Source organism: bacterium (assembly GCA_035307765.1).
In the GTDB taxonomy this organism is placed as follows: Bacteria; Sysuimicrobiota; Sysuimicrobiia; order Sysuimicrobiales; family Segetimicrobiaceae; genus Segetimicrobium.
In genome coordinates this window covers 63,768-89,360 of record DATGHU010000011.1, presented here as the reverse complement: position 1 = coordinate 89,360, position 25,593 = coordinate 63,768, and the positions used below count along the sequence as shown (strand labels likewise).

Below are 25,593 nucleotides of genomic sequence, written 5' to 3'. Positions count from 1 at the left end.
ATGCCGATCCGGCACTTCACGCTCGGCGAGGCGACGGATCTTCTCCCCGGGCTCACCGAGATGCTGACCGCCCTCCGGCGCTTGCGGGACGAGGCGGTGGTCAAGAAGGCCCGGCTCGATCTCCTCTGGAAGCGCCTGGGGGAGGGCGAGCTGGTCTTGAGCGCGCTCGCCGACGAGCAGCGCGTCCTGGACTCGATCACGGAGCGGCTGGTGGCGCTGGCGGGCGAAATCGAATCGACGGGGTGCGTGCTGCGCGATCTCGACGCCGGGCTGGTGGATTTTCCCTTTCGCGCCCGCGGTGGGGCCACCGTGTTCCTCTGCTGGCGGGTGGGAGAGCCCGCCATCGCGTTCTGGCACGGGGCCGATGAGGGCTTCGCCGGTCGCCAACCCATCGCACGGCTCCCCCTGGATCAGACATGAGCACCGCACCCGCGGGATCTTACGATCTGATCATCATCGGCGGAGGCCCCGCGGGGTACGTGGGCGCGATCCGCGCCGCCCAGCTGGGCCTGCGGACCGCGCTCGTTGAACGGGAGAAGCTCGGCGGAACCTGCCTCCACGTGGGGTGCATCCCGACAAAAGTGCTCCTGCACACCGCGGAACTGCTGGAGACGATGCGCCGGGCGGACGAGCTCGGCATCGCGGCGACCGGGGTCTCCTTGGACTACGCGAAGTTGCGCCGCCGGATGGAGCGGGTCGTCGGGACCAACTTCCGTGGAGTCGAGTTCCTGATGCGCAAGCACGGTATCGCGGTGTTCCCCGGCGACGGCCGCGTCGTGCACCCCACCCGCGTCCGGGTCGCCGCGACCGACGGGTCCGAGGCGCACCTCGACGGCCGGCACATCTTGCTCGCCACCGGATCGCGCCCCCGCAGCCTGCCCGGCGTGGCGATCGATAACCGGCGCGTGCTCGACAACGCCGGTGCGCTGCGACTCCCTGAGGTGCCGCGGTCGATCGCGATCCTGGGGGCCGGGGCGGTGGGCACCGAGTTTGCGAGTCTCTTCGCCGCCTTTGGCTCCGCGGTGACGCTGGTGGAGATGATGCCCACCATCCTCCCGCTCGAGGATGACGAGGTGTCCGCGGTGGTGTCGAAGGCCCTCGCCCAGCGCGGCGTCACGGTCCGGCCGGGGACCGCCGTGGCCGGGGTGACGGCGCACGCCGACGGCGTGCGGGTCGCCCTTCGGGCGGGGGCGGTCGAGGAAGTGGTGGAGGCCGAGTACGCGCTGGTGGCCGTGGGGCGCGCCCCCGTGGTCGAGGAGCTGGGATTGGAGGCGGCGGGGCTCGAGCCCGCCCGGGGCGGGATCCGCGTCGACGAGCGGATGCGGACCGCGGTCCCGTCGATCTCCGCCGCCGGCGACGTCACGGGGGGATTGCTGTTGGCGCACGTGGCGTCGGCCGAGGCCACCCTGGCCGTCGAGGCGATCGCGGGGAACGTTCCCCCCGCGCTCGACCCGACCTTGATGCCCCGCGCCACCTATTCGATCCCCCAGGTGGCGAGCTGCGGCCTCACGGAGCGGGAGGCGCGCGAGCGGGGGCACGACGTCGCGGTCGGCCGCTTCCCCTTTGCGGGCAACGCCAGGGCCGCGATCCTCGGCCACCGCGAGGGGTTCGTCAAGATCGTCTCGGACCGCGCGCTCGGCGAAATCCTCGGGGTGCACCTCGTCGGTCCGGAGGTGACCGAGCTGCTCCCCGAAGGGGTGCTGGGAAAGACGCTCGAGGCGACGGTGCTCGAGATCGGCCAGGCGGTGCACGCGCACCCCACCCTCTCCGAGGCGGTGAAGGAGGCGGCGCTCGCCGCGCTCGGTCGCGCGGTGCACGCCTGATCGTGAGGGGGTTCCCGGGTGGGGTATGATGGGAGCGAGGGGGGGAGGAGCGCCTTCGCCGGGTGGGGAACCCTTCGCGGGAGCGTCGCGCGGCATCTTCTGGACACGGGAGGCTCCATGAGCGCAAAGGAGACCAGAACGATCAAGACCCGAGTCTCCCCGAACACGGGCGAACCGAGCGCCGCCCAGACCCTGGAGATGTACTACTATGTCTGCCTCGCCCGCGCGGTCGACGAGCGCATGTGGGCGCTCCAGCGGTCGGGCAAGGCGGCGTTCATGATCTCGGGTCAGGGGCACGAGGGCGCCCAGGTCGGTACGGTTTACGCGCTGGACCGAGAGCGTGACTGGCTCGTCCCGTACTACCGTTCGGTGGCGGCGGTGCTGCTGAAGGGGATGCCGCCGGAGGAGATCTTTCTGATCCAGCTCGGTCGGGACAGCGATCCCAGCAGCGGTGGACGTCAGATGCCCGGCCACTACGGGCACTCCCGGCACAAGATTTTGTCCACGAGCAGCCCGGTCGCCACCCAGCTGCTTCACGCCGCGGGGATCGCCTACGCGGCGAAGCTGCGGGGGACGGGGGAGGTCTGCCTCGTCGTGCTGGGCGAGGGAGCGACGAGCGAAGGGGATTTTCACGAAGCGCTGAACTTCGCGGCGGTTCACCGCCTCCCGGTGATCTTCGTCGTGGAGAACAATGGGTACGCGATCTCGGTCCCCCAAAGCAAGCAGATGGCGGTGGCGAACGTGTCCGCCCGGGCGGCCGGGTACGGGATGCCGGGGGTGACCGTCGACGGCAGCCACGTGCTCTCGGTGTACGCCGCCGCCAAGGAAGCGGTGGCGCGCGCCCGGGGCGGGGAGGGGCCCACCCTCCTCGAGGTCAAGGTGCCCCGTCTGACGGCGCACAGCAGCGATGACCGCCAGGAGAAGTATCGCAGCTCGGAGGAGCTGGCACGTGATCGGGAGCGGGACGCCGTCCACGTCTTTGCCGCCGAGCTCAGGAAGCGGGGGGTCCTCACCCCCGCCCGCGAACAGGAGATCCGCACCCGGATCCAGCACGAGGTGGACCGGGGCAGCGAACTCGCCGAGGCGGCCCCGCTGCCCGACCCGGCGACCGTCACCCGCTACATCTACGCCGAATCTCCCGACGTCCCCCGGTAGCCGTGGCCGATAAGCGCTTCATCGACGCCATCCACGACGCCCTCCACGAGGAGATGTCCCGGGACGCGTCCGTCGTGGTTCTGGGGGAAGACGTCGGACTGAAGGGCGGGGTCTTTGGGGTCACGGAGGGGCTGTCCGAGGCGTTTGGGGAGGCCCGGGTCATCGACACGCCGCTGGCCGAGTCGTGCATCGTCGGGGTGGCGATCGGGATGTCGGTGAACGGCCTGAGGCCTGTCGCGGAGATCCAGTTCGCGGATTTTATCCATCCGGCATTCGACCAGATCTTGAGCGAGGCGGCGCGGATGCGGTTCCGGTCGAAAAACGACTTCGGTTGTCCGATCGTGATCCGCGCGCCGTTCGGCGGAGGGGTGCACGGTGCCCTCTACCACTCGCAGTCGATCGAAGCCTTCTACGCACACATCCCCGGGCTGAAGGTCGTGGTCCCCGGCACCCCCGCGGACGCCAAAGGGCTGCTGAAGTCCGCGATCCGCGACCCCGACCCGGTGCTGTACCTTGAGCACAAGAAGATGTACCGGTCGCTGCGGGGCGACGTCCCCGACGCCGACGTCACCGTTCCGATCGGCCCGGCGGTGACCCGGCGCCCGGGGCGGGATCTCAGCATCTTTGCCTACGGGCTGATGCTGCAGGAGTCGCTGGGAGCCGCGGAGGCGCTGGCGCGCGAGGGGATCGAAGCGGAAGTCGTCGACGTGCGGACCCTGCGCCCCCTCGACACGAAGACCATCCTGGCGAGCGTCGAGCGGACGAGCCGCGCGTTGATCGTCCACGAGGACAACCGGTTCGGAGGCTTTGGGGCGGAGATCGCGGCGACGATCGCCGAGGAGGGGTTCCGATTCCTGGACGCCCCCCCCACGCGGTTGGCCGGTCCGGATGTTCCGGCCGTCCCATTCTCCGCGCCCTTCGAAGCGTGGTTTATGCTCACCGCCGATAAGATCGCCGACGCCGCCCGCGCGTTGGTGGTCTACTAGCCCGTCCGCGGTCCGGAGGATTTCGCAGATGCCCACCGAGATCAAAATGCCCCAGCTCGGCGAGAGTGTGCACGAAGGGACGATCGGCCGGTGGCTCAAGCAGCCCGGGGAGGCGGTGGCCAAGTACGAGCCGTTGGTGGAGGTGATCACCGACAAGGTCAACGTGGAGATGCCGTCACCCTCCGCCGGACTGCTGCGGGCGATTCTGGTCGCGGAAGGGGAAACGGTGGTCGTCGGCACGGCGATCGCGGTGATCGACGAGCAGGGCGGGGCCGCCGTCCAGGGAGCTGCGGTTCCGGCGACCGCGTCCGTCCCACCCGCCGCGGCTCGCTCCGCGGACGACGGCGAGCGTCGCGCCCCGGCGCGTCCCCGCCCCGAAGGGGTGAAGCTCACGCCGCTGGTCCGCCGGCTGGCGGAGGAGCACCGTCTCAGCGCCCAGGAACTGGCAGGCCTCTCCGGGACCGGGGAGGGGGGGCGGATCACGAAAGACGACGTCCTCCGCTACCTCGACGCCCGCGCTTCCGCCCCGCGCCCGGCGGAGGCGGCCGCGCCCGCCTCCGCCGGGGGCGACCAACTCCACCGGCTCTCCCCGCTCCGCCGGGCGATCGCCGAGCGGATGACCCGCAGCAAGCGCGAGATCCCGCATGCGTACGGGATCATCGAGGCGGACGTCACCGGGATCGTCCGCCATCGCGAGGCGCACAAGGCGGCCTGGAGCGCCCGGGAGGGCGTGAACATTTCGATCACGGCCTTCATCGTCTGCGCGGCCGCCCGGGCGCTTCGAGCGTTTCCGATGGTGAATTCGACCTTCACCGCGGACGGGGTCCTGTACAAGCAGGCGATCAACCTCGGGGTGGGCGTCGCGGTGCCCGACGGGCTGATCGTCCCGGTCATCAAGGACGCGGATCGGAAACCCGTCGTGGCCGTGGCCAAGGAGCTCGCCCGGCTTTCCACCCGGGCGCGCGAGGGGACGCTGACGCTGGAGGAGGTTTCCGGCGGCACGTTCACGCTGACCAACGCCGGGGTGTTCGGGTCGGTGATGTCGATGCCGATCATCAACCATCCGCAGGCGGCGATCCTGGCCACCGACGCGATCGTGCGGCGCCCGGTGGTGGTGGGGGAGGGGATCGCCGTCCGCGAGATGATGTACCTGGGGCTGGCGTTCGACCATCGAATCTTCGACGGCGCCGTGGGGATGCAGTTCCTCGGTCATATCAAGCAGCAGGTGGAGGGGTTCACGCCGGTGGGGGACTCCCCCGAATTCTAGGTGGGCCGTCGTTCCCCGGCGGGGACCGGCGGCGCGGAGGGACGATGAACGAACGGCGACGGCCTGAGTGGCTCAAGGTGAAGCTGTCCACCGGCCCCCATTTCCGGGAGCTGGTGGGGATCATGCGCACCCAGGCGCTGCACACCGTGTGCGAGGAAGCGCGCTGCCCCAACATCGGGGACTGCTGGGAGCGGGGGACGGCGACGTTTCTGATCCTCGGCAATGTCTGCACCCGGCACTGCGCCTACTGCGCGATCGCCCACGGGCTGCCGACGGAAGTGGACGCCCAGGAGCCGGAGCGGGTGGCCGAGGCGGTGACCGCGATGGGGCTTCGCCACGTCGTCATCACCTCGGTGGACCGCGACGATCTCCGCGACGGCGGCGCCGCGCTCTTCGCCCGGACGATCCGGCTGCTGCGGGAGCGCCGGCCCGCCTGCTCGGTGGAAGTCCTGATCCCCGATTTCAAGGGCGACCCCGCGGCGCTGCGCACCGTGCTCGACGCCGGGCCGGACATCCTCAACCACAACATCGAGACGGTGCCCAGGCTGTTCCGGGCGGTCCGCGCCGGCGGGGACTACCGGCGCTCGCTCGATCTCCTCGCCAGGGCGAAGGCGTGGGGCGGACGCGGGCTCACCAAGAGCGGGATGATGGTGGGGCTCGGCGAGGGGTGGGCGGAGGTGCTGGACACGATGCGCGACCTGCGGGAGGCGGGGTGCGACATCCTGACGGTCGGCCAGTACCTGAGCCCGGGGCGGGATTACGCGCCGATCGTCCGCTACTACCATCCCGACGAGTTCGCCGCGCTGAAGCGCGAGGGGCTGACGATGGGCTTCCGCCACGTCGAGTCCGGGCCGCTGGTGCGCAGCAGCTACCACGCCGACGAGCAGGCGGCGGGGGCCGGCGCGCGCTGAGGGCTTACGTCCCGACCGAGGCCTTCTGCTTGTCGTGCACCGCCTGCGAGCTGCTGTGCCCGGGGAAGAGGCTCGCCTTGGGGTTGATGTAGCCGGCGGCGTTGTTGATCGCCGTTGCCGCTTCGCCGAAGCCGGTCGCGATCAGCTTGACCTTCCCCGGATACGTGACGATGTCCCCGGCGGCGTAGACCCCGGGGAGATTCGTTTCCATCCGGGTGTTCACGCGGATGCTGTCGTGCTCCAGCTCGAGCCCCCAGTCCTGGATCGGGCCGAGCGTGCTGAGGAACCCCAGCGAGGCGATGACGGCGTCGACCTCCAGCGTCTCCTCGGCGTTCGTTTTGTTCTGGTAGATCACCGCCCGCTCCACCTGCGCGCCGCCCTCCAGGCGCCGCAACTCGTAGAACGTCTTGATCTGCGCGGACGACTTGAGCATTTTCTGCACCGAGTCCTCGTGGGCGCGGAACTCGTCCCGTCGGTGGATCAGGGTGATCGACCGCGCGACCCCGAGCAGCCCGAGCGCCCAGTCCACCGCCGAATCTCCGCCGCCGACGATGAGGACGCGCTTGTCCTTGAAGTCCTGGAAGCTGCGCACGAAGTAGTAGAGCCCCCGGCCGTCGAACCCGTCGATCTGCGGATTTTTGAAGATCTTCGGATGAAACGCGCCGATGCCGGCGGTGATCAAGAGCGTCCGGCTGCGGTGGGTGGCGGCGCCCGTCTTCAGCTCGAGGGTGGCATCGGGGAGGGTGGTCAGCGATTCCACGGTTTCCCCCAAGCAGACGGTGGGCTGGTACTGCATCGCCTGCTCGACCAGGTTGTCCACCAGCTGACGGCCGATGACGCGCGTAAATCCGGCGACATCGAAGATCAACTTCTCGGGATAGAGCGCGGTGATCTGTCCGCCGAGCGCGTTGAGGCTCTCGACGATCTTCGTGCGCAGCGTCCGGAAGCCGGCGTAATACGCGGCGTACAATCCGACCGGACCGCCGCCGAGAATGGTGACGTCGTACAACTCCGAAGCCATCGCGACCCTCCACTTGAACTTCTGCCCATCCCTACTATGCCCCGCCGCGCCCTGCGCCGGTCGTGCTCGGGGCGGGCCCGCGGCGCGGCGGGGGCCAGGGGACATTATAGCACCGAGGCTTCACGCGGGGCGCGCCGCCGGGGGAAGCGCAGGGCTCCGCCGCGCGTTCTCCGTTCTTGACAGCCCAAGGGGCAGTCCCTATCGTGGGGTGTAGCCCGCAGGACGGTTGGACGGAGGGTATGAGATGGCCACGACGAGGGTGTCCGGCGCGCAGCCGCAGGCCCCGCTGCTCACCGCCGGCCAGATGGAGCGGTACTCCCGCCAGATCATCCTGGAGGAGATGGGGATCGCGGGGCAGGCGCGTTTGCTCCACGGCAAGGTGCTGATTATCGGCGCCGGCGGGCTGGGGTCGCCGACCGCACTGTACCTGGCCGCCGCCGGGGTCGGCACCCTGGGGATCGTGGACGGAGACCAGGTGGATCTCACGAACCTGCACCGGCAGATCCTCCACACGACCCCGGCGATCGGACAGCCCAAAACCGAATCGGCACGCCGGACGCTCACCGGCCTCAACCCCGACGTGACCGTCGTGACCTACCAGACCGTGCTGACGAGCGCCAATGCCATGGACACCATCCGCCCCTACGATGTGGTGATCAACGGCAGCGACAACTTTCCGACCCGCTACCTCATCAACGACGCCTGCGTGCTGCTCGGCAAGCCGCTCGTCGACGCGAGCATCCTGAAGTGGGAGGGGCAGGCGACGACGTTCGTGCCCGGCCGGGGATGCTACCGCTGTCTGTTCCCGACCCCGCCGCCTCCCGGCGCCGTGCCGAGCTGTGCCGAGGGTGGGATCCTCGGCGCGCTGTGCGGGTTCATGGGGAGCCGGCAGGCGCTGGAGGCGATGAAGCTATTGCTGGGAGCCGGGGAGACGCTCGCCAACCGGCTGCTGATCTTCGATGCCCTGGAGGGAGAGACGCGGGTCGTGCGGTGGAACCGGAACCCGGAATGTCCGGTGTGCGGTGACCGGCCGACGATTCGCGCGCTGATCGACTACGAGCAGTTCTGCGGGATGCCCGCCCACGATCGGACTCAGGCGGTGAAGGTCGACATCCCTGAGGTCACCCCGCAGGAGGCGAAGGCGCTACTGGACCGGGGCGGAGTGCAGCTCGTCGACGTGCGCGAGCCGTGGGAGCACGAGGAATCCCACATCCCGAGCTGCCGGCTGATCCCGATGGGCGAGGTGGTCGCCCGCCTGCGGGAGATCGACAAGGGGACGCCGGCCGTGATCTACTGCCGGTCCGGCGGGCGGAGCGGAAAGATCGTGACGCTGCTGCGCGAGCAGGGATACGGCAAGGCGGTGAACCTGGCGGGCGGAATCCTGGCCTGGGTGAACGCGCAGCTGCCGACCGAGTAGCCGAGCGTTAGACCCCCATCACCTGGACGTACACGCGGCGGGTCTGCGGACCGTCGAGCTCGCAGAACAGGATCCGCTGCCAGGTGCCGAGGACCAGGGTTCCCTGCTCGATCGGGATCTGCAGCGTCTGCCCGAGGGTGATGGCGCCGAGGTGGCTGGCGGCGTTGTTGCGAGTGTCGTCGGAGAAGGCGGGGTCGTTGTGGCGGTACCCCCCGTCCCGCGGGGCCAGGCGCGCGAGAAACGCTTTGATGTCGTGGAGCAGGGCTTCCTGAAACTCATTCAGGCACAGTCCCGTGGTGGTGTGCAGGCTGTGCACCAGCACGAATCCGCGGACGATCTCGCGCATCTCCGCGAGCGATTGAATCTGGTCGGTGAGGTTGACGATCTCCACCGGGTCGCGCGTCGGCACCGTGAGGGTCGTGGTGAACGCCTTGGCCGCGGTGAGTGTCTGTCGCACGCGTCGGGCCTCCTCGGGAGCGGGTTCCCGTCGGAAAATCGACTGGATTGTAGCACAGGCCTCGTCGGCTTGACAAACGCGGTTTGACAAACCGGACGGTGCATAGATACAATTGAGGAGCAATGTAGGGCAGTTCAATCAGACGGGGTGACACACGATGTCGGTTGAAGTCGGGCGTCCAACGGTGTTGCTCACGGAGAGCGCGGTCGCCAAGCTGAAGGAGATGCTGGCGGAGCAGGACGATCCGAACCTCTGCTTCCGGGTCTTCATTCAGCCGGGCGGGTGCGACGGATTTTCCTACGGGATGACGTTCGACTCGCCCGAAGCCGACGACGAGGTCATCGAGCGGGGTGGGGTGCGCCTCCTGGTGGACCGGACCAGCGCGAGGTTGCTGCGCGGGTCGGAGGTCGATTACGTCAATTCGGTGACCGCGACCGGGTTTGCGATCCGCAACCCGAACGCCGTGGCCACCTGCGGGTGCGGGCACTCGTTCAAGACCGCTGATGAGGCGGGGCACGCCGACCCCTGCGGCGAGGAAGCCGAGGCGGGGGAGTAGGCGATGGACCGGCCCACCGGGCAGGCGACCGCGGACGTCGACGACCTCCACGCTCGAGTGGAGAAGGTCCTCGACCAGATCCGCCCGGCCGTGCAGCAGGACGGCGGCGATCTCGAGTTGGTGGACATCGTCGACGGGATCGTGCAGATCCGGCTGGCGGGGTCGTGTGTGGGGTGCATGTACTCGATGATGACGCTCCAGGCCGGTGTGGAGCGCATGCTGAAGGAACAGGTCCCGGAGATCAAGGCGGTCGAAGCCGCGCCCTTCTGAACGGCCCGAGCCGGAGGCCCGACGTCCCGGTCGGGAAGGGGTAGGTCGGAAGGAACCCTGGGTCTCTCATGGAACGGCATGAGGGGCTTTTCATTTGGTCGTCGGGCGCGGCGGGAGCATGGCGTGCGATTCGACTACACCGACGAGCAGCGGCTGATCCACGATACCCTCCGGGAGTTTGCCGCCCGCGAGCTGCGTCCGCATGCCCGGCGGTGGGACGCCGAGGGGGCGTTTCCGGTCTCGCTGATTCCGAGTTTGGCGAGGCTGGGGCTGTTCGGGATGGTGATCCCTCAGGCCTACGGCGGCACCGGCCTCGATGCGGTGAGCACGGCGCTGGCGATCGAGGCCCTGGCCTGGGGGGATGGCGGGATCGCGCTCACCGTGGCCTCTCACAACTCGCTGTGCGCGGGGCACCTCGTGCGCGCGGGAACCGAGGCGCAGAAGCGGGCCTACCTGCCGCGACTGGCCAGCGGTGAGGCGCTCGGGGCGTGGGGGCTGACCGAGCCGGGCTCGGGCAGCGACGCCGCCGCGCTGGTCACGCGGGCGGAGCGCCGGGGCGACCGGTGGGTGCTGAACGGGACAAAGGTGTTCGTGACGCAGGGCAGCATCGCCGGCGCCTACGTCATCATGGCCCGGACGCACCCCGAGGCGGGACCGCGTGGGATCTCCGCCTTCGTCGTGGAGCGCGGCACCCCCGGGTTGCGGGTCGGGAAGCACGAGGACAAGCTCGGCGTCCGGTCGAGCGACACCGCGGAGGTCGTCCTGGAAGACTGCGCCGTCCCGGCGGCGCAGATGCTCGGGGAGCCGGGCGAAGGGTACCGCGACGCGCTGCGCGTGCTGGAGGGCGGCCGGATCGGGATCGGCGCGATGTCGCTGGGGTTGGGGCGGGCGGCGCTCGACGCGGCGGTGGCGTACGCGGGAGAGCGGCGGGCGTTCGGTCGGCCGATCGCGGAGTTTCAGGCCATCCAGTGGATGGTCGCCGACATGGCGACCGAACTGGACGCCGCCGAACTCCTGGTGATGGAGGCGGCGTCACGTGCCGATCGGGGGCTGCCGTATCGTGAGCAGAGTTCGATGGCGAAGCTGTACGCGTCGGAGGCCGCCGCGCGGGCGGCGACCCGGGCGGTGCAGATCCACGGCGGGTACGGGTTCATCAAGGACTATCCGGTCGAGCGGATCTACCGGGACGTGAAGCTCTGCGAGATCGGTGAGGGGACCTCGGAAGTGCAGCGGATGCTGATCGCCCGTGAGGTGCTGGCGTGAGCGCGGGCGGCGGGCGTGGTGGTCCGTCGCCGGCGGAAAGTCCACCGAATTCCCCCGCGCATGCGGGCCGGAGGTGCAGCAGTTGAAGACGACGGTTGTGGGCAGCTACCCGAAGATTCCCGATCCCCCCGCCCCGGGCCGGTGGCGGACGAGCGTGGCAAAGCGGCAGCTCGGCGAGATCACCCCGGCCGATCTGCGCCAGGTGGAGGACGAGGTGACGTCCGAGGTGCTCGCGGAGATGGCGGAGGCCGGGGTCGACCTCCTCACCGATGGGCAGATTCGGTGGGAGGACGGCCAAACCTATTTCGCACACGGGCTGGAGGGGTTCGAGATCCACAGCCTGCAGCGGTACTTCGACACGAACGTCTACTACCGGCAGCCGGTGGCGGTGGGCGAGATCGGCTGGCGCAGCCCGATCGGGGTCGCCGACTATCGGTTCGCCGCCGCCCACAGCCTGCGTCCGGTGAAGCCGGTGGTGACCGGGCCGCTGACGCTGGCGGTCCTCAGCCGGGACGAATTCTACGGAAACCTCGACCAGTTCGTGATGGCCCTCGCCGCGGCCCTCAACCACGAGCTTAGGGCGCTGGCCGCGGCCGGCGCGCCGGTGATTCAGGTGGACGAACCTGGGCTGCTCACACACCGCGATCGGTTCCCGCTGTTTCGGCGGGCGATGGACGTGCTGTGGGACGGGGTGACGGCGACGCGCGCGCTGTACACCTACTTCGGCCACATCGACGGGCTGTACCCGGCGATCCTCGAGATCCCCGTGGACATCGTCGGCGTCGACTTCGTCGCCGGCACCCGCAACTGGGAGGTGCTCCGCCGGGCGAAGTTCACCAAGCAACTCGGGCTGGGGATCCTCGACGCCCGGAATACCAAGATGGAAACGCCCGAGGCGATCGCGGAGGCGTGTCGTCGGGCCGCGGAGATCGTGCCCGCCCCGCACCTCCACGTCGGGCCGAGCGCGGGGCTGGAGTTCCTGCCCCGCCGGATCGCGCGGCGGAAATTGGAGGTCCTGGTGGCCGGGGTCCGCCGGGCCGGGAAGGAGGCGGCATGACCACGTCACTGCTCACCACGACGGTCGGAAGCTTCCCCAAGCCGGCGTACATCCTGGAGGCGAGGCGGAAGCACGCACGCAAACAGCTGCCGGACGAAGAGCTGCGCTCGCTGGAGCGCCAGGCGACCGAGGAGTGGATCCGCCGCCAGGAGGAGATCGGGCTGGACGTCCTGGTGGACGGGGAGATGTACCGCGGGGATATGGTCGCGTTCTTCGCGGACCAGATGGACGGGTTCGCCATCCCCGGCCTGGTGCGCTCGTACGGCAACCGGTACTACCCGAAGCCGGCGGTGGTGGCGCCGGTCGGCCGCCGCGGCCCGGTCACCGTGGACTGGTGGAAGTTCGCCCAAGGGCTGACCCCCCGGCCGGTGAAGGGGATGCTGACGGGTCCGTACACGATCGCGGAGTGGTCGTTCAACGAACACTACCCCACGCGCCGGGAGCTGGTGCTGGATCTCGCCCGGGCCATCCACGACGAGGCGGCGGACCTTGAGCGCGCCGGGGCCCGGTACATCCAGATCGACGAGCCCGCCATCCACACGCGGCCGGACGAAGATTTCGATCTCGCCGTTGAGGCGATGGCGATGGTGACCCGGGGGCTCTCCGCCTACACGATCACCCACGTCTGTTACGGGGACGTGCCGCGGATCTATCCGGCGATGCTGCGCTTGGCCGTGAATCAGATCGACCTCGCCCTCAAGAACGACGACTTCGCGCTGCTGGAGACGTTTCGGACCCCGCGGTTCACCAAAGATATCGGCCTGGGGGTGCTCGATGCCCACAGCCACCGCGCGGAGACGCCCGAGGAGGTGGCCGACGGGATCCGCCGGTCGCTGAAGGTGATCCCGCTCGAGCAGATCTACGTCACGCCGGACTGCGGCCTGAAGACCCGGACAATCGAGGAGACGGTCGCCAAATTGACCTCGATGGTGGCGGGCACCCGACGCATCCGAGAGGAGTTGACCCGATAGCCGCCCCGGCGCCACCGATCCTGGCCATCGAGGCGCGCCGGGTGATGCGCGCCTCTCCCGACAAGGTCTTTGCTCACATCGGGCGCGTCGATCACCTCCCCCGTTACGCCGCCCCCCTCTGGATGACGGCGGAGTCCGTGGAGAAGCGCCGGGGCGGCCAGATGGTGACACTGACCGGCTATCTGATCGGCCTGCCGATCGAGTCGGTCCAGCGGGTCACCCTGCGGCCGCCGCACTCCATCGAGTTCAAGCAGCTGCGGGGGACGCTGCGCGCCTTCGGCGGAGAGTGCACCCTGAAAGTCGTGGAGGACGGGACCGAGGTGGTGTACCGCCTCGAGGTCGATCCCGCCATCGCGATGATCTCGGACGATGCGGCCCGTCAGTTCTTCGTGCAGTTTGTGGAGCGGTTCCTCGCCCGGATCAAGCTGGCCGCGGAGCGCAAGGCTCCGCAGCGTCGGGCTGCCCGTCCGGCCCCTGGTGCGCCCGAGCCCGCGGCCCCGGATGAGGAAGGGGAGGTGGACTCGCTCGCCGACGACACCCTGGCGCCGGCCCCGGAAGACGCGTCCACGGGCGAGGTCGAGGAGGGCGACCGCTCGATGCCTCTGGACTCCGCCGGGGATGCCCTTGCGGTGCGCCCCCCGGTTTCGCCCGGCCCCACCGCCGTCGGCCCGGCGGGGTCGCAGAGGGAACCGTCCCGGCCCTCGGGTCGCCGCCGCCGACGGCACCGCCGTCGCGGCCGACGTCCGGGCGGCCAGGCGACGGGCGCGCCGCCCGCGCAGTAGCGACCGATCGCCCTCGCGCCCGTTTCCTTGACAGCGTTCCGCGACGGGTGCTACGCTCATGATGAAAGTGATAATTACTCTCAGCACCCGCGCGTCCGGCTAACCACCTCGAACGCACCCGGCTGGACTCCCAGGAGGCATCGTGTTTGCCCGTAGGGTTGGCGTGACGAAAGACCAGGTGATCGAGGCGCTGCGGGGGGTAATGGACCCGGAGCTCCACCGGAGCATCGTCGAGCTCAACATGGTGAAAGAGGTGGCGATCCGCGATGGGGCGGTGCGGGTCGAGGCCCTGCTGACGATCAGCGGTTGCCCGCTGCGCGAGACGATCATCGACTCCATCAAGACCAAGGTTCAGGAACTCCCGGGCGTGGACCAGGTGGACGTGCAGCTCGGGGTGATGACGCAGGAGCAGCGCCAGGCGCTCATCGGCCAACTCCGCCCCGGGCCGCAGCGGCAGGCCCCGCTGCTTTCGCCGACATCCACCACGCGGGTGCTCGTCATCGCCAGCGGGAAGGGCGGCGTCGGGAAATCCACGGTGACCACCAACCTCGCCGTGGCGCTGGCGGCGCGGGGACGGCGGGTCGGGATCGCCGACGCCGACGTCTACGGGTTCAGCATTCCCCAGATGCTGGGGATCAAGGGTCGGCCGACGACCATCGACCAGATGATCATCCCGCTCGAGCGCGCGGGCGTCCGCGCCATCTCCATGGGGTTCATGGTGGACGAGACCGAGGCCGTCGTCTGGCGCGGGCCGATGCTGCACAAAGCCGTCACCACCTTTCTCGGTGAGGTCTACTGGGGAGACGTCCAGGACCTGCTCATCGATCTCCCCCCCGGCACCGGCGACGTGTCGCTGACGATCGCGCAGACGCTGCCCAGGGCGGAGATGCTGATCGTGACGACCCCCCAGGCCGCGGCGGCGACGGTGGCCTTCCGCGCCGGACGGATGGCGGAGAAGGTGAACATGCCGGTCATCGGGATCATCGAGAACATGTCCTACTACCTCGCCACCCCCGGGGCCGAGCCCTCCTACATCTTCGGCCAGGGCGGGGGCGCCAGGCTGGCGGAGATGATCGGCGCACCGCTGCTGGGGCAGATCCCCCTCGATCCGGCCATCCGCGAGGGCGGCGACACCGGGCAGCCGGTGACCCTGACGCATCCCGAGGCTCCTTCCGCGCTCGTCTTCTACGCGATCGCGGACGCGCTGCTGAAGGCGCGGGCGTGACCGGGTGATGGATACCGTGGGCGCGATGACGCCGGCTGCGCTGAACGAAGAGATCGAGAAATTCGTCCGCCCGCAGACGTTTCCCCTCGGCATCCGGATGGCGAAGCCGGGCGAGCCGCTGCCCGACAAGGTCCGGCGTCCCGCCCAAGACATGGGCATCAAGGTGGCCATCTGTCAGACGTTTTCGATCGCCCGGCGGTACGGGTGGGCGCTCGCGGTGGGCCGGGACGATCTCAGCTGCCCGCTGGCCAAAACCGCGTTCGGGTTCGAGGAGGTGCTCCCGTACTACGCCGAGGGGAACCTGGCCTGCGGCATGTACACGGAGACGGCGGAGGCCGGGAAGCGCACCGAGGCGGAGGTCCCGAAGTTCGATTTCGGGACGTACGAGCGGATCATCGTCGCTCCCCTCGGCCGGTCGGCGTTCGAGCCGCATGTCGTGCTGATGTACGGCAACGCCGCGCAGGTGATGCGGTTGGTGGCGGCGGCGCTGTACCGGGGGGGCGGCCGGATCCACAGCAGCTTCTCCGCGCGGCTGGACTGCGCCGACGCGGTGATCGAGACGATGCGCGCCGGGCAGCCGCAGGTGATCCTGCCGTGCTACGGGGATCGCATCTACGGGCAGACCGAGGACCACGAGATGGCCTTTGCGGTTCCGTGGGCGGGGGCGGAGGATCTCGTGGTCGGCCTCCGGGGGACGCACCAGGGCGGCGTGCGGTACCCGATCCCGGCGTGGCTGCGCTACACCGGAGAGTTCCCGGAGAAGTACCGGCGGCTGGACACGCTGTGGGAGGAATCCCAAGGGGAGGGGCCGGGTTCCCCGGCGCCCGAGGGACGGGGTCCGGCGCGACGAGAGTAGCCGGGGCGGCTGCCTGCCCGGAGGGTGGGGCGGCAGCCGCATGGAATGTGTGTTCGGAGGGAGTGGGTGAGTCGGGTGATCGCAAGGGGGCGCCTCACGAAGGCGCGCAGCACCTGAGCGGGAGGCCCAGCCTTCATCGGGGGTGAGACAGCGTGAGTAAGCGGATCAACAACATGACGATCAGGCTGGCGGGCGAGGCGGGTCAGGGCGTGGAGTCCGGCGGGGCCGGGTTCGCGCAGGCGCTGAGCCACGGCGGCCTCTGGCTCCACACCTACACCGAGTACATGTCCCGGATCCGGGGCGGGCTCAACTTCTTCCAGATCCGGCTCGCCGATCATCCCCTGTGGGCCCACACCGAAGGCGTGCACCTGCTGCTGGCGTTCAGCCCGGAGGCGGTGACGGACTACGGCGCGCACATCGTTCAGGGCGGCGCGCTCGTGTTCGACGACGCGCTCAAGTTCGATCACGACGTGTTGACGCGGCGGGGGGTGCAGCTCTACGGCCTGCCGCTGACGAAGCTCGCGCAGGAGATCGGCGGCAACAAAATCATGGCCAACACCTGTGGCCTGGGGGCGCTCGCGGGCATCGTCGAGTACCCGTTTGAGTTTGTGGCCGACGTCATCCGCCAGAACTTCAAACGCAAGGGCGACGCGGTCGTCGAGGGCAACCTCAAGGTGGCCGAGGAAGGGTACAAGGTCGGGCGCGACAAGTATTCGACCTCCTTCGAATGGAAGGCCTCCCCGCTCAAGGAGCGGGGCCGCCGGCTGCTGATCAACGGGAACCAGGCGATCGGCGTGGGGGCGATCGCCGCCGGGTGCCGGTTCATGTCCGGGTATCCGATGACCCCCGCGAGCTCGATTCTTGAGTACATCGCGGGGCACCAGAGGAAGTTCGACATCGTCGTCAAGCAGACCGAGGACGAGATCGCGGCGATCCTGTTCGCGATCGGCGCGGGCAACGCCGGGGCGCGGGCGATGACGGCCACAAGCGGCGGCGGCTTCTCGCTGATGGTGGAGGCCCTCGGGCTGGCCGGGATGGCCGAGGTGCCCGTGGTGATCGTGGAAGCCCAGCGGCCCGGCCCCTCCACCGGAATGCCGACCAAGACCGAGCAGGGCGACCTGCTCTTCGCGCTGTTCGCCAGCCAGGGGGAGTTCCCGCGGATCGTGCTGGCCCCGGGCACCCAGGAAGCGTGCTTCCACACCACCGTGCGGGCGTTCAACCTGGCGGAGAAGTGGCAGTGCCCGGTGATCGTCATGACCGAGTTCTACCTCACCACGATGATGCGCACGCTGCTGCCGTCGGAGTTCCCGATCGAGCGCGTGCAGATCGACCGCGGGGACATGCTGACGCCGGCACAGCTGGATGGGCTCACCGGACCGTACCTGCGGTACCGCGACACCCCGAGCGGCATCTCCCCTCGGGCGATCCCCGGGCATCCGAAGGCGGTGCAGCAGGCCTGCAGCGACGAGCACGACGAGTACGGGCACTTCGAGGACGAGAACCAGGCGAACCGGCTGAAGATGGCCGGGAAGCGGTGGCGGAAATTCCAGCACATCGTGGAGGACCTCCACGAGCCGACCCTCTACGGGCCGGAAGGGGCGGCGGTCACCCTGATGGGCTGGGGGAGCACGTACGGCGCGATGCGGGAGGCCGTCGATATGCTCAACGCCCGGGGGACCCGGGCCAACCTCCTGCACTTCGTCGACATCTGGCCGTTCCCGGAGGCGAAGGCGGCGCCGCTGATCGAGGCGGCCCGCGAACTGGTGGCGGTGGAGGGCAACCAGAGCGGCCAGTTCGCGCACCTGGTGCGGGCGATGACCGGCCGGCGCGCGGATCGGATGATCCTGCGCTGGGACGGCCGGCCGATCAGCGCGGAATACATCATCGAGAAGCTGGAGGAGGCCAAGGTCCATGCTTGATCAGAAGACGTTTAACAACCAAATCAAGGTCACCTGGTGTCCGGGGTGCGGGGACTACGGCATCCTGAACGCCGTGAAGAGCGCGCTCGCGCAGTTGGAGATCCACCCGCACGAGGTGATGTTCTTCTCGGGGATCGGGTGCGGCAGCAAGCTCCCCGACTACATGAACGCGAACTCGTTCACCACCATCCACGGGCGGTCGCTGCCGGTGGCGCAGGGGACGAAGCTCGCCAACCACGACCTGCACGTGATCTGCATCACCGGGGACGGGGACGGGTACGGCATCGGCGGGAACCACTTCATGAACATCATGCGGCGGAACTCCGACATCGTCCACATCGCCGAGAACAACATGGTCTACGGCCTGACCAAGGGGCAGTACGCGCCGACGAGTGAGCGCGGGTTCGTCACCAGCACCACGCCGGAGGGGAGCATCGAGATCGCGTTCAACCCGCTGGCGACGGCGATCAATGGCGGCGCGACGTTCGTGGCGCGCGGGTTCTCCGGAGATCCGAAGCACCTGGCCAAGCTGATCATGGCGGCGATCCAGCACAGGGGCTACGCGTTGGTGGACGTGCTGCAGCCGTGCGTGATCTATAACAAGATCAACACCTACGACTACTACCGGGAGCGCGTCTACAAGCTGGAGGAGGCCGGGCACAATCCCGCGGATCGGGAGACCGCCTGGCGCAAGGCGCAGGAGTGGGGGGAGAAGATCCCCATCGGGATCCTGTACCAGGTTCAGGGCGAGCCGACCTACGAGGACCAGGTCTCGGAGCTGCGGATCGGGCCGGTCGCCAAGCGCGAGCTCGCGCCGCTCACCGCGACGCAGGCGGACGCTCTCCGCCAAGAGTTCTTCTAGGCGCACCGCCGTGCCGACGACCTCGTACCGGGCCGACGCAGGGGTGGCGGCTCAACGGACCGAGCCGGCCACCCTCGACGAACGCCTCACCGTGCTGGCGCGCGAGGGCTACCGCGCCACCCCGCAGCGGCGGGCGATCCTGGGGAGCATGCTCAACGCCGGCCGCGAGAACGTCACCGCCGAGGAGATCTGCCGCCGCGCCCGCACGGTCTGCCCCACCGTGAACCTGGCCACCACCTACCGGACCCTCGATCTGTTCGGCCGGCTGGGCATGGTCCGACGCCTGACCTACGGCGACGGGCGGAGCGTGTTCTGCCCGAACGTGCACCCGCACTATCACGGCACCTGTCTCAGATGCGGCGCGGTGGTGGACATCCCACGCGGCCGGGTCACCAAGACCCTGGAACAGGAGCAGTCAAAGCTGACCGACGGGATGTTCGTCGTGGTCGGCCACCGCATCGAGTTCTACGGGTACTGCGCCTCCTGCCGGAACGCCGCATCTCGCGCCGGGCGCTAGCGATGCCGCGCCGCCTCCGGCTGGCCGCGGCCCTGGTCGCCGTCGGCCTCGCCGGGTTCCCCGGACCGGGCGGGCCGTCCGCGTCGGCCGCCGCGAAGTTTTCCGCCGGATCGGCGACGTTCGCCGCCGACCAGGTATCGGTCGATGCCCGCGGCAGCACCCTGATCGCCACGGGGCACGTGGCGGTCACCTACGGCTCGCTGCGCGCGACCAGCGACGCCCTGCGGCTGTACCGGCCCACGGGCGTGGCGGTCTTCACCGGGCACGTGTCGGTGGCGGATCCGACGGTCAAGGCGGTCGCGGACACGGTGACCCTGTTTGTGGTGCACGAGCAGCGGGTGGCCCGGGCCCTGCTGGCCGGCCACGCCTCGGTGGAAAGCCGATCCTACGCGCTGCTGGCGGACCGCATCGCCGCCGACCGCGACACCGGCGCGCTCGCGGCCGACGGGAACGTCACGCTGTTCTCCCAACCCGATCTGATCGCCACGGGCTCGCGGGTCACCTACGATGAGCGCGCGCAGCACGCGGTGATCTTCGGCGGCGGATCCGCCCGGGCGACGATCCAGAACCGCGACGGGCGCATGCTGGGCAGCCGGATGGACCTGTTCCGCGCGACCGATCGGGCGGTGATCCGGGGGCCCATCGACGCGGACGTCTACGACGCGAAGCTGCGCGGGGCCGGCGCCACGATCGACCTCCGGCAGGGCATCGCCGTCATCACCGGGAGCGTGATCGTCAAGCGGCGGCAGGGGACGCTGTGGGCCGACCGGGTGACGGTGTTCTACCGCGCGCGGCGATTCGTCGCCGAGGGGGCGACCCACCTCACCTACATCGATTCCGGGGATGCCGGGGATTCCTCCGCTCACTAGTGCGTCGTCCGGCGGTCTGGGTGGGTGAACGGGCGGGGGGCCGAACCCCCGCCCGGCGTCGCTCCCCGGATCCGGTCGGGCAGATGCCAGCGGGGCTGCGGTGGATCGGCGCCGTCTGTGTGGGCGCCGCGCTCTTCGACGGGCTCGACCTGCTGGCCGCGCAGCTCCCCGCCGCGGGATGGCTCAGCCTGGCATCGCCGTGGATTGCGGGGGCGGCGGCGGCCTGGGCCAGCGGGCGCGGTGTGATCCTCCCGATGCTCGCCGCGGCGTCGACGGTCTGGGCCCGGATCGGGGTGGACCGGGCGATCGGGATGCTCCACGGGGTGGCCCTGCCGCCCGACTTCGGGGTGGCGGTCATCCTGATCTTCGGCGTGTCGTGGACCGGGATGGCCGTGGCGGGCGCAGCGGTGCTGATCGTGGTGCGGTGGGCGGCGCGGCGGAGAGTCGGCTAGACCTCACTTCCCGTTGTTACGGCAGCTCCCCGCGGGTGACGTAGTTGTAGACGGTGCGGTCGCGGTACGCCATCGCGAACTGGACCGCCGCGTCGCGCGACCGGCCGACGTGGCTGTAGGCCAGCCCCAGCAGGTAGTGCATCGCGTTGTTGTTGGGATCGAGCCGCACCCCTTCCTCCCACTGCGCCACCGTGTCCTTGGCGTCCTCGCGGTCGGCGTAGAGGTAACCCAGGTAGCCGTGATTCATGGCGTTGCGCGGTTCCTGCCGGGTGATCTCCAGAAACTGGCGGAGGGCGGTGTGCCGGTCGCTCTCGGCGAACCACGACGCAAACGCCAGCTCGTACCGGGCGAGGAGGTCGCCGGGATCCCGCTGGACCTGAGCGGTAGCCTTGGGCAACACCCGCCGGGCGATCCCTTCCCGGTGGGCGTCCCCGCCGATCATTTGGTCGATCTGCTTGAGCGTGTGCCACCAGTCGATCAGCATGCCTTCGTGCGCGTAGACCATGGCCAGCCGCAGCGCCACCTCGGGATCGTGCTTGGCGGCCAGCTCCGCCTTGAGTCCGGGGAGGAGGGGCCTCCAGCTCTGACCGGCGCGCTGCGCGCGCGCGGGGACGGCGGCGAGGGCGACGGCGACGAGGACGGATGTGACGGTGGTGGCGACAGACCGCAGCATAGACACCCTCCGATTCAGCGTGAGATTTCCCCCGACCGCACGCGCGGGCGTGCGATCCTTCTCCTCCTTTTACCCCGCCGCCCCGAGGACGGGGATGATCAGGTTGACCAGCTCGGGGTCGAACTGCCGGCCCCCCTCGAGCTGGAGATCGGCGATGGCCTCGTCCGTCGTCCACGCCTTGCGGTACGGGCGGCGGGCGGTCATGGCGTCGCACCCGTCCGCGATGGCGAGGATCCGGGCTTCGAGCGGGATCCGGTCCCCGGCCAGCCCGTCGGGATACCCGCCGCCGTCCCAGCGCTCGTGGTGCGCCGCGACGATCGCGATCACCCCTTCGTCGACGGCCACCGCCCGCAGCAGCGCCACGCCGCTGGTCACGTGCTTGACCAGCATCGCCTGCTCCTCAGGGGAGAGCGGGCCGGGCTTGCGGAGGAGCGAGCGGGGGAGCACGAGCTTCCCGACGTCGTGCACCACCGCCGCCTGCGCCAGCGTCTGCTGGCGCTCCGGGTCGAGCCCGGCGACCCTCCCGAGGTCCAGGCTCCACTGACCGACCCGGTTCAGGTGCTCTTCGAGTTCGATCCCTTCGGCGTGGAGAAGGCGGACCAGCTGCTGCGCCCCGTCCGGCAGGTTCCAGAGCGCGGCGGTGAGCTCCATCTGCAGCGACGGTCCGGATAGGTGCGCCTGAAGCTTCTGTTCGTACGCGGCGGCTTCGGCCGTTTCCAGGAGGGCCGCGGCGTCTCGGCCGTCGTGCGGCGCGATCGCCCACCCGGCCGCCACGCGCAGCGGGTAGGGGAGGGTCGTGGCGCGCGCCACGGCCGTCCGGATCCGTTCGATGACCGCGGTGATGTCCGTCTCGGCGAGGGCGGGGGCCAGGATCGCGAACTCGTCGCCACCCATCCTGGCGATGACGTCGTGGGTCCGCATCGTGTCCCGCAGGATCTGCGCGATGCGGATCAGCGCCCGATCCCCGGCACGCTGTCCGACGCGGTGATTCACTTCCTTGAAATTTTGGATGTCGAGATAGACCAGCGTGAACGTGCCGTTCGTCCGCTGGACCTCGGACAGCTCCTCGGCCAGCCGCCAGTCGAGCAGCCGACGGTTGGCCAGGCCGGTCAGGGGGTCGGTAAGGGCGAGCTGGCTGGTGGCGCGCGCTTCGCGCGCCACGAGGACCGCTCCCAGGTGGAGCACGGCGATCGCCGCCGCCGGGACGAGCACGTCGGCCGGGGTCGCAGGAGGTCGTGCGACGAGGGCGGCGAGGAGGTAGCTGGCGACCCCGGCGGCGCCGAATCCGACCTGCGCGATCCACGCAGGAAACAGGCCGGCGGCGAGCACGATCCACGGCCCGTAGGCGAGGACGGCGAGGCCGGTGGTTCGCACGGCGAGGCCGACGGCGAGCAGTCCGAGCAGATACCCGACCGCCCGCAGGCGAGGGGACGGTTCGTGCTCCAGGGCCAGGCCCGCGGCGATTCCCGCGGCAAGCGCCACCGCCCCGGTCACCGTCTCGTGGGCGCTCCACAGCAGCACGGCGGAGTAGAGGCCGATCGCCGCGCCCACCGCCGCGGGGAGGTGGCGGACGTACTCTCCGAACAGCGCCGCCTTCATGCCGCGCGGCCGGACCGGGGTTGGCGCCGCCTCAACCGCGTCCCGGGATGGGCTCGGGCGGTCAGGGTTCGGCACCGACCCACGCCTCCCCGCCGTCCCAGACTTCCTTCTTCCAGATCGGCACGGTCTGCTTCAGGGTGTCGATCGCGAATCGCCCCGCCTCGAACGCTTCGGCGCGGTGCGGAGCCGAGACGCTGATCGCCACGCTCGCGTCTCCCACCCCGAGACGCCCGGTGCGGTGGATCATCGCGACACGCGCGCCCGGCCACCTCGCGGCGATCGCCTCCGCGATCCTCTCCATCTCCCGGCGGGCGAGCGTGTCGTAGGCCTCGTACTCGAGGTGGTCGACCCGCCGGCCGCGCGCGTTGTCGCGCACGACCCCGAGGAAGACGACGACGGCCCCGGATCCGGGATCCGCGGTCGCCCCCAGGAGGCGGTCGAGCTGGATCGGCCGATCGGTGATTTCGATCAGCGCGGCGCGGGTGACGGCCCCCCCGCTGACCGGGGGAATGATGGCGACCTCGTCGTCCTCCCGGAGCGCCAGGGTCCCGTGCACGTATTCATCGTTCACGGCGTATCCCGACGGCTTGGGCAGGCGTGCCAGGGCGGGAAAGCGGGAGACCAGCGCCGCCCAGACCGCCGAGCCTCCGTCACCGCCGTCCAGGGCGAGTTCCACAACGGGCGCACCCACGGCTTCGCGGTAGGAGGCGAACAAACGCACCGTGATCTTCACAGCCCCGATTGTACCACAGGCGTTCTCCGGAGGTTTCGGCCCGGCGCGCACCGTGTACAATACTATCGGGAGGATGGGGAACGCTCTGCGGCTCGCCGTGCGTTGTGGGAAGTGTGGGCCGTCTGTGGAGGGGGGTGGGGTCGATGCCTAGCCGGGTCCGATGGGGCGCGGCCGCGATGGCCGTCGCCGCGACCTTGGTCTTGTGGACGCCGCCGGCGCCCTGGGCCCACGCCCAGTTCTTTGGGATGAGCGAGGGGCAGGAGATCCAGATCGGGCGGCAGGTCGAGACCGAGGTGGCGAGCAAGCCGGGGTTCGTGGCCGATCCCGGGCTGACCAAGTACGTCACCGGGCTGGGGCTGAGGCTGGCCCGGGTCTCCGAGCGGCCCACCCTTCCCTGGACCTACCACATCGTCCGCGACAAGAGCGTGAACGCCTTTGCCGCGCCGGGGGGTTTTCTCTTCGTGGATCAGGGGCTGCTGGGCTTCGTCAAGTCCGAGGACGAGCTCGGGTTTGTGCTGGGGCACGAGACGACCCACGTCGCCCACCGCCATGCGGTCGACCTGGCGCAGCGCGACATGGCGCTGCAGTTCGGCGCGGTGCTGCTCACCCAGTTCGTCTTCGGCGGCAGCCTGGCCGCGTACCAGATCTCCCAGTTGGCGCGCGGCCTGATCGATGCCAAGTACTCGCGGGACAAAGAGTTCGAGGCCGACCACTACGGCGTGATCTACGCGCGGAAGGCCGGGTTCAACCCCGTCGCGTCGCTGGGCTTCTTCGAGCGGCTGGCGGCGTTGGACAAGTCGCAGCCCGGCCTGACCAACGCGTTCGAGAGCCATCCGGACACGCCCGATCGGATCAAGGCGCTGCGTGAGCAGCTGCACGCGCTGGGGTATCAGGTCGCCGCGCCGGCCGATGCCCCGCCGCTGCCGGCGTGGGGGGCCCCCACCGGCCCGGCGAGGGCGACCGCCGCCCCGTCGCGCCCCGTCCCCCCCGACAGGTGACCGCGGGCCGCGCGCGAATCTGTCGACGGTGATGCCGCCGTCGGTCACCGACCCGTACGCCGTCCCGGGCCAGTACCGCAAAGCACAGCTGCACTGCCACACCACCAATTCCGACGGAACCTCCCCGCCCCTCCGACTGCTGGAGCGGTATCGGGCCGCGGGCTACAGCTTCGTGGTGTTCACCGACCACGAGCGGGTGACCCGGTGCGACGCGCTCAACGACGCCGCCTTCCTCGCGCTGCCGGGGGTGGAGACCGCGGTCGGCCGGCCGTTCTGGCCACTCGGGCCCCATCTGGGGCGGTTGGGGACGCCGGGGCCGCTCGGCGTGCGCGGCGCGCAGGCCTGCATCGACGCCACGGTCGCTTCCGGCGGCGTGGTGTCCCTGCACCACCCGGGTTGGAGGGGGAACCTCTGGACGGGCTCCTGGTCGGTCGCCGAGATGGTGCGGCTGCGGGGGTACCACCTGATCGAGGTCAGCAATCACCACAGCGCGGCGAGCACCGACGTGAAGCGGTGGGCGGCGGTGCTCGCCTGCCGCGGGCCCGAGGCCCCGGTCGGCGCGGTCGCCGTCGACGACCTGCACCGAGACCGGGACTTCGACACCGGCTGGGTGATGGTGAAGGCCGCCGAGGTGACCGCCGAGGCGTTCCTCCACGCGCTGCGGAGTCTGGCTCTGTACGCGTCGACCGGCCCCCGTGCGGAGTTTGGGGTGCGCGACGGCGCGATCACATGCACGACGGATGCCGCCAGGATTCGATTCCTCGATGCGCACGGCGCCGTCCGCCACGAGCGCGGAGGACCCGAGGCGGCGTATCATCCGGGCGGCGATGAAGGATTCGTACGCGTCGAGTGCCTGGACGCGCGAGGGACGGCGTGGTCGCAGGCGTTCTGGCTCTCCGGGCCCGGGCCGAAGAGCCGGACCGCCGACGTCTCGCGCTGATCGCCGCTCGAGCG

The 25,593-nt window shown here is 70.0% G+C and carries 27 protein-coding genes; 22 read left to right on the top strand and 5 right to left on the bottom strand.

Annotated features, from left to right (window positions below; genetic code table 11):
- The 6 genes from VKV57_04105 to lipA all read left to right on the top strand — a co-directional run bounded on the left by VKV57_04105 (position 1) and on the right by lipA (position 6,142).
- Positions 1-420 carry a DUF2203 domain-containing protein gene (locus tag VKV57_04105; protein ID HLW59092.1) on the top strand — a complete coding sequence of 140 codons (420 nt, stop codon included), beginning with the start codon at positions 1-3 and terminating at the stop codon, positions 418-420.
- Positions 417-1,823 (top strand): dihydrolipoyl dehydrogenase, encoded by a 1,407-nt coding sequence (gene lpdA / locus VKV57_04100; protein ID HLW59091.1) that lies wholly within the window; start codon positions 417-419, stop codon positions 1,821-1,823. The genes VKV57_04105 and lpdA overlap by 4 nt, the downstream gene beginning before the upstream one ends.
- A 117-nt stretch (positions 1,824-1,940) precedes the next feature.
- A complete protein-coding gene (locus tag VKV57_04095) occupies positions 1,941-2,978 on the top strand; it encodes a thiamine pyrophosphate-dependent dehydrogenase E1 component subunit alpha (protein HLW59090.1) in 1,038 nt (345 codons plus the stop codon).
- Between the two features lie 2 nt (positions 2,979-2,980).
- Positions 2,981-3,964, top strand: a complete 984-nt coding sequence (locus VKV57_04090; protein ID HLW59089.1) for an alpha-ketoacid dehydrogenase subunit beta — start codon at positions 2,981-2,983, stop codon at positions 3,962-3,964.
- 28 nt (positions 3,965-3,992) lie between these two features.
- Positions 3,993-5,231 carry a dihydrolipoamide acetyltransferase family protein gene (locus tag VKV57_04085; GenBank protein ID HLW59088.1) on the top strand — a complete coding sequence of 413 codons (1,239 nt, stop codon included), beginning with the start codon at positions 3,993-3,995 and terminating at the stop codon, positions 5,229-5,231.
- A gap of 44 nt (positions 5,232-5,275) precedes the next feature.
- Positions 5,276-6,142 carry a lipoyl synthase gene (gene lipA / locus VKV57_04080; protein ID HLW59087.1) on the top strand — a complete coding sequence of 289 codons (867 nt, stop codon included), beginning with the start codon at positions 5,276-5,278 and terminating at the stop codon, positions 6,140-6,142.
- Between the two features lie 4 nt (positions 6,143-6,146).
- On the opposite strand, the gene VKV57_04075 is transcribed toward lipA, so the two are convergent.
- Entirely contained in the window at positions 6,147-7,163 is a 1,017-nt protein-coding gene (locus VKV57_04075) for an NAD(P)/FAD-dependent oxidoreductase (protein ID HLW59086.1), read from the bottom strand.
- A gap of 244 nt (positions 7,164-7,407) precedes the next feature.
- Between VKV57_04075 and moeB the strand changes: the two genes are divergently transcribed.
- Complete coding sequence (gene moeB, locus VKV57_04070) at positions 7,408-8,580, top strand: molybdopterin-synthase adenylyltransferase MoeB (GenBank protein HLW59085.1); 1,173 nt, start codon at positions 7,408-7,410, stop codon at positions 8,578-8,580.
- A gap of 7 nt (positions 8,581-8,587) precedes the next feature.
- On the opposite strand, the gene VKV57_04065 is transcribed toward moeB, so the two are convergent.
- Positions 8,588-9,037, bottom strand: coding sequence for a secondary thiamine-phosphate synthase enzyme YjbQ (locus VKV57_04065; protein HLW59084.1), 450 nt, complete (start codon positions 9,035-9,037; stop codon positions 8,588-8,590).
- Positions 9,038-9,194: 157 nt separating this feature from the next.
- Between VKV57_04065 and VKV57_04060 the strand changes: the two genes are divergently transcribed.
- The 13 genes from VKV57_04060 (at position 9,195) to VKV57_04000 (ending at position 20,636) form a co-directional block, all read left to right on the top strand.
- Entirely contained in the window at positions 9,195-9,593 is a 399-nt protein-coding gene (locus VKV57_04060; GenBank protein HLW59083.1) for an iron-sulfur cluster assembly accessory protein, read from the top strand.
- A gap of 3 nt (positions 9,594-9,596) precedes the next feature.
- Entirely contained in the window at positions 9,597-9,863 is a 267-nt protein-coding gene (locus VKV57_04055; GenBank protein HLW59082.1) for a NifU family protein, read from the top strand.
- 123 nt (positions 9,864-9,986) lie between these two features.
- Positions 9,987-11,126 carry an acyl-CoA dehydrogenase family protein gene (locus tag VKV57_04050; GenBank protein ID HLW59081.1) on the top strand — a complete coding sequence of 380 codons (1,140 nt, stop codon included), beginning with the start codon at positions 9,987-9,989 and terminating at the stop codon, positions 11,124-11,126.
- An 82-nt stretch (positions 11,127-11,208) separates the two neighbouring features.
- The gene (locus VKV57_04045) at positions 11,209-12,183 is read left to right on the top strand and encodes a methylcobamide--CoM methyltransferase (GenBank protein ID HLW59080.1); all 975 of its coding nucleotides are present in this window, start codon (positions 11,209-11,211) and stop codon (positions 12,181-12,183) included.
- Positions 12,180-13,154 carry a methionine synthase gene (locus tag VKV57_04040; protein ID HLW59079.1) on the top strand — a complete coding sequence of 325 codons (975 nt, stop codon included), beginning with the start codon at positions 12,180-12,182 and terminating at the stop codon, positions 13,152-13,154. Before VKV57_04045 ends, VKV57_04040 begins: the two co-directional genes overlap by 4 nt.
- On the top strand, positions 13,058-13,936 hold the full coding sequence (locus VKV57_04035; protein ID HLW59078.1) for an SRPBCC family protein: 879 nt from the start codon (positions 13,058-13,060) through the stop codon (positions 13,934-13,936). Before VKV57_04040 ends, VKV57_04035 begins: the two co-directional genes overlap by 97 nt.
- Positions 13,937-14,078: 142 nt before the next feature.
- Entirely contained in the window at positions 14,079-15,161 is a 1,083-nt protein-coding gene (locus VKV57_04030) for an Mrp/NBP35 family ATP-binding protein (protein HLW59077.1), read from the top strand.
- A 7-nt stretch (positions 15,162-15,168) separates the two neighbouring features.
- Positions 15,169-16,017, top strand: a complete 849-nt coding sequence (locus VKV57_04025) for a DUF169 domain-containing protein (protein ID HLW59076.1) — start codon at positions 15,169-15,171, stop codon at positions 16,015-16,017.
- A 152-nt stretch (positions 16,018-16,169) separates the two neighbouring features.
- Entirely contained in the window at positions 16,170-17,936 is a 1,767-nt protein-coding gene (locus VKV57_04020; GenBank protein ID HLW59075.1) for a 2-oxoacid:acceptor oxidoreductase subunit alpha, read from the top strand.
- The gene (locus VKV57_04015) at positions 17,929-18,798 is read left to right on the top strand and encodes a 2-oxoacid:ferredoxin oxidoreductase subunit beta (GenBank protein ID HLW59074.1); all 870 of its coding nucleotides are present in this window, start codon (positions 17,929-17,931) and stop codon (positions 18,796-18,798) included. Before VKV57_04020 ends, VKV57_04015 begins: the two co-directional genes overlap by 8 nt.
- Positions 18,799-18,808: 10 nt before the next feature.
- A complete protein-coding gene (locus tag VKV57_04010; GenBank protein HLW59073.1) occupies positions 18,809-19,315 on the top strand; it encodes a Fur family transcriptional regulator in 507 nt (168 codons plus the stop codon).
- 2 nt (positions 19,316-19,317) lie between these two features.
- On the top strand, positions 19,318-20,184 hold the full coding sequence (locus VKV57_04005; GenBank protein ID HLW59072.1) for an LptA/OstA family protein: 867 nt from the start codon (positions 19,318-19,320) through the stop codon (positions 20,182-20,184).
- A gap of 83 nt (positions 20,185-20,267) precedes the next feature.
- The gene (locus VKV57_04000; GenBank protein ID HLW59071.1) at positions 20,268-20,636 is read left to right on the top strand and encodes a hypothetical protein; all 369 of its coding nucleotides are present in this window, start codon (positions 20,268-20,270) and stop codon (positions 20,634-20,636) included.
- 16 nt (positions 20,637-20,652) lie between these two features.
- Here the strand turns inward: VKV57_04000 and VKV57_03995 are convergent, their stop codons facing one another.
- The 3 genes from VKV57_03995 to VKV57_03985 all read right to left on the bottom strand — a co-directional run bounded on the left by VKV57_03995 (position 20,653) and on the right by VKV57_03985 (position 23,641).
- Positions 20,653-21,309: a hypothetical protein gene (locus VKV57_03995; GenBank protein HLW59070.1), complete on the bottom strand. Its 657-nt coding sequence runs from the start codon at positions 21,307-21,309 to the stop codon at positions 20,653-20,655.
- Between the two features lie 69 nt (positions 21,310-21,378).
- Entirely contained in the window at positions 21,379-22,983 is a 1,605-nt protein-coding gene (locus tag VKV57_03990; GenBank protein ID HLW59069.1) for an HD domain-containing phosphohydrolase, read from the bottom strand.
- Complete coding sequence (locus tag VKV57_03985; GenBank protein ID HLW59068.1) at positions 22,970-23,641, bottom strand: molybdenum cofactor biosynthesis protein MoaE; 672 nt, start codon at positions 23,639-23,641, stop codon at positions 22,970-22,972. Before VKV57_03985 ends, VKV57_03990 begins: the two co-directional genes overlap by 14 nt.
- 143 nt (positions 23,642-23,784) lie before the next feature.
- Between VKV57_03985 and VKV57_03980 the strand changes: the two genes are divergently transcribed.
- Positions 23,785-24,639, top strand: a complete 855-nt coding sequence (locus VKV57_03980; protein ID HLW59067.1) for a M48 family metalloprotease — start codon at positions 23,785-23,787, stop codon at positions 24,637-24,639.
- Positions 24,640-24,670: 31 nt separating this feature from the next.
- A complete protein-coding gene (locus tag VKV57_03975; GenBank protein HLW59066.1) occupies positions 24,671-25,579 on the top strand; it encodes a hypothetical protein in 909 nt (302 codons plus the stop codon).
- Positions 25,580-25,593 lie beyond the last annotated feature (14 nt).

What these genes read in the sequence shown, in the direction of transcription:
- VKV57_04000 (HLW59071.1), top strand. Translation starts at nt 20,268, where the DNA reads ATGCCAGCGGGGCTGCGGTGGATCGGCGCCGTCTGTGTGGGCGCCGCG.
- VKV57_03975 (HLW59066.1), top strand. Translation starts at nt 24,671, where the DNA reads ATGCCGCCGTCGGTCACCGACCCGTACGCCGTCCCGGGCCAGTACCGC.
- VKV57_04055 (HLW59082.1), top strand. Translation starts at nt 9,597, where the DNA reads ATGGACCGGCCCACCGGGCAGGCGACCGCGGACGTCGACGACCTCCAC.
- lpdA (HLW59091.1), top strand. Translation starts at nt 417, where the DNA reads ATGAGCACCGCACCCGCGGGATCTTACGATCTGATCATCATCGGCGGA.
- VKV57_04040 (HLW59079.1), top strand. Translation starts at nt 12,180, where the DNA reads ATGACCACGTCACTGCTCACCACGACGGTCGGAAGCTTCCCCAAGCCG.
- VKV57_04015 (HLW59074.1), top strand. Translation starts at nt 17,929, where the DNA reads ATGCTTGATCAGAAGACGTTTAACAACCAAATCAAGGTCACCTGGTGT.
- VKV57_04095 (HLW59090.1), top strand. Translation starts at nt 1,941, where the DNA reads ATGAGCGCAAAGGAGACCAGAACGATCAAGACCCGAGTCTCCCCGAAC.
- VKV57_04105 (HLW59092.1), top strand. Translation starts at nt 1, where the DNA reads ATGCCGATCCGGCACTTCACGCTCGGCGAGGCGACGGATCTTCTCCCC.
- lipA (HLW59087.1), top strand. Translation starts at nt 5,276, where the DNA reads ATGAACGAACGGCGACGGCCTGAGTGGCTCAAGGTGAAGCTGTCCACC.
- moeB (HLW59085.1), top strand. Translation starts at nt 7,408, where the DNA reads ATGGCCACGACGAGGGTGTCCGGCGCGCAGCCGCAGGCCCCGCTGCTC.
- VKV57_03995 (HLW59070.1), bottom strand. Translation starts at nt 21,309, where the DNA reads ATGCTGCGGTCTGTCGCCACCACCGTCACATCCGTCCTCGTCGCCGTC.
- VKV57_04085 (HLW59088.1), top strand. Translation starts at nt 3,993, where the DNA reads ATGCCCACCGAGATCAAAATGCCCCAGCTCGGCGAGAGTGTGCACGAA.
- VKV57_03980 (HLW59067.1), top strand. Translation starts at nt 23,785, where the DNA reads ATGCCTAGCCGGGTCCGATGGGGCGCGGCCGCGATGGCCGTCGCCGCG.
- VKV57_04075 (HLW59086.1), bottom strand. Translation starts at nt 7,163, where the DNA reads ATGGCTTCGGAGTTGTACGACGTCACCATTCTCGGCGGCGGTCCGGTC.
- VKV57_04060 (HLW59083.1), top strand. Translation starts at nt 9,195, where the DNA reads ATGTCGGTTGAAGTCGGGCGTCCAACGGTGTTGCTCACGGAGAGCGCG.
- VKV57_04005 (HLW59072.1), top strand. Translation starts at nt 19,318, where the DNA reads ATGCCGCGCCGCCTCCGGCTGGCCGCGGCCCTGGTCGCCGTCGGCCTC.
- VKV57_04025 (HLW59076.1), top strand. Translation starts at nt 15,169, where the DNA reads ATGGATACCGTGGGCGCGATGACGCCGGCTGCGCTGAACGAAGAGATC.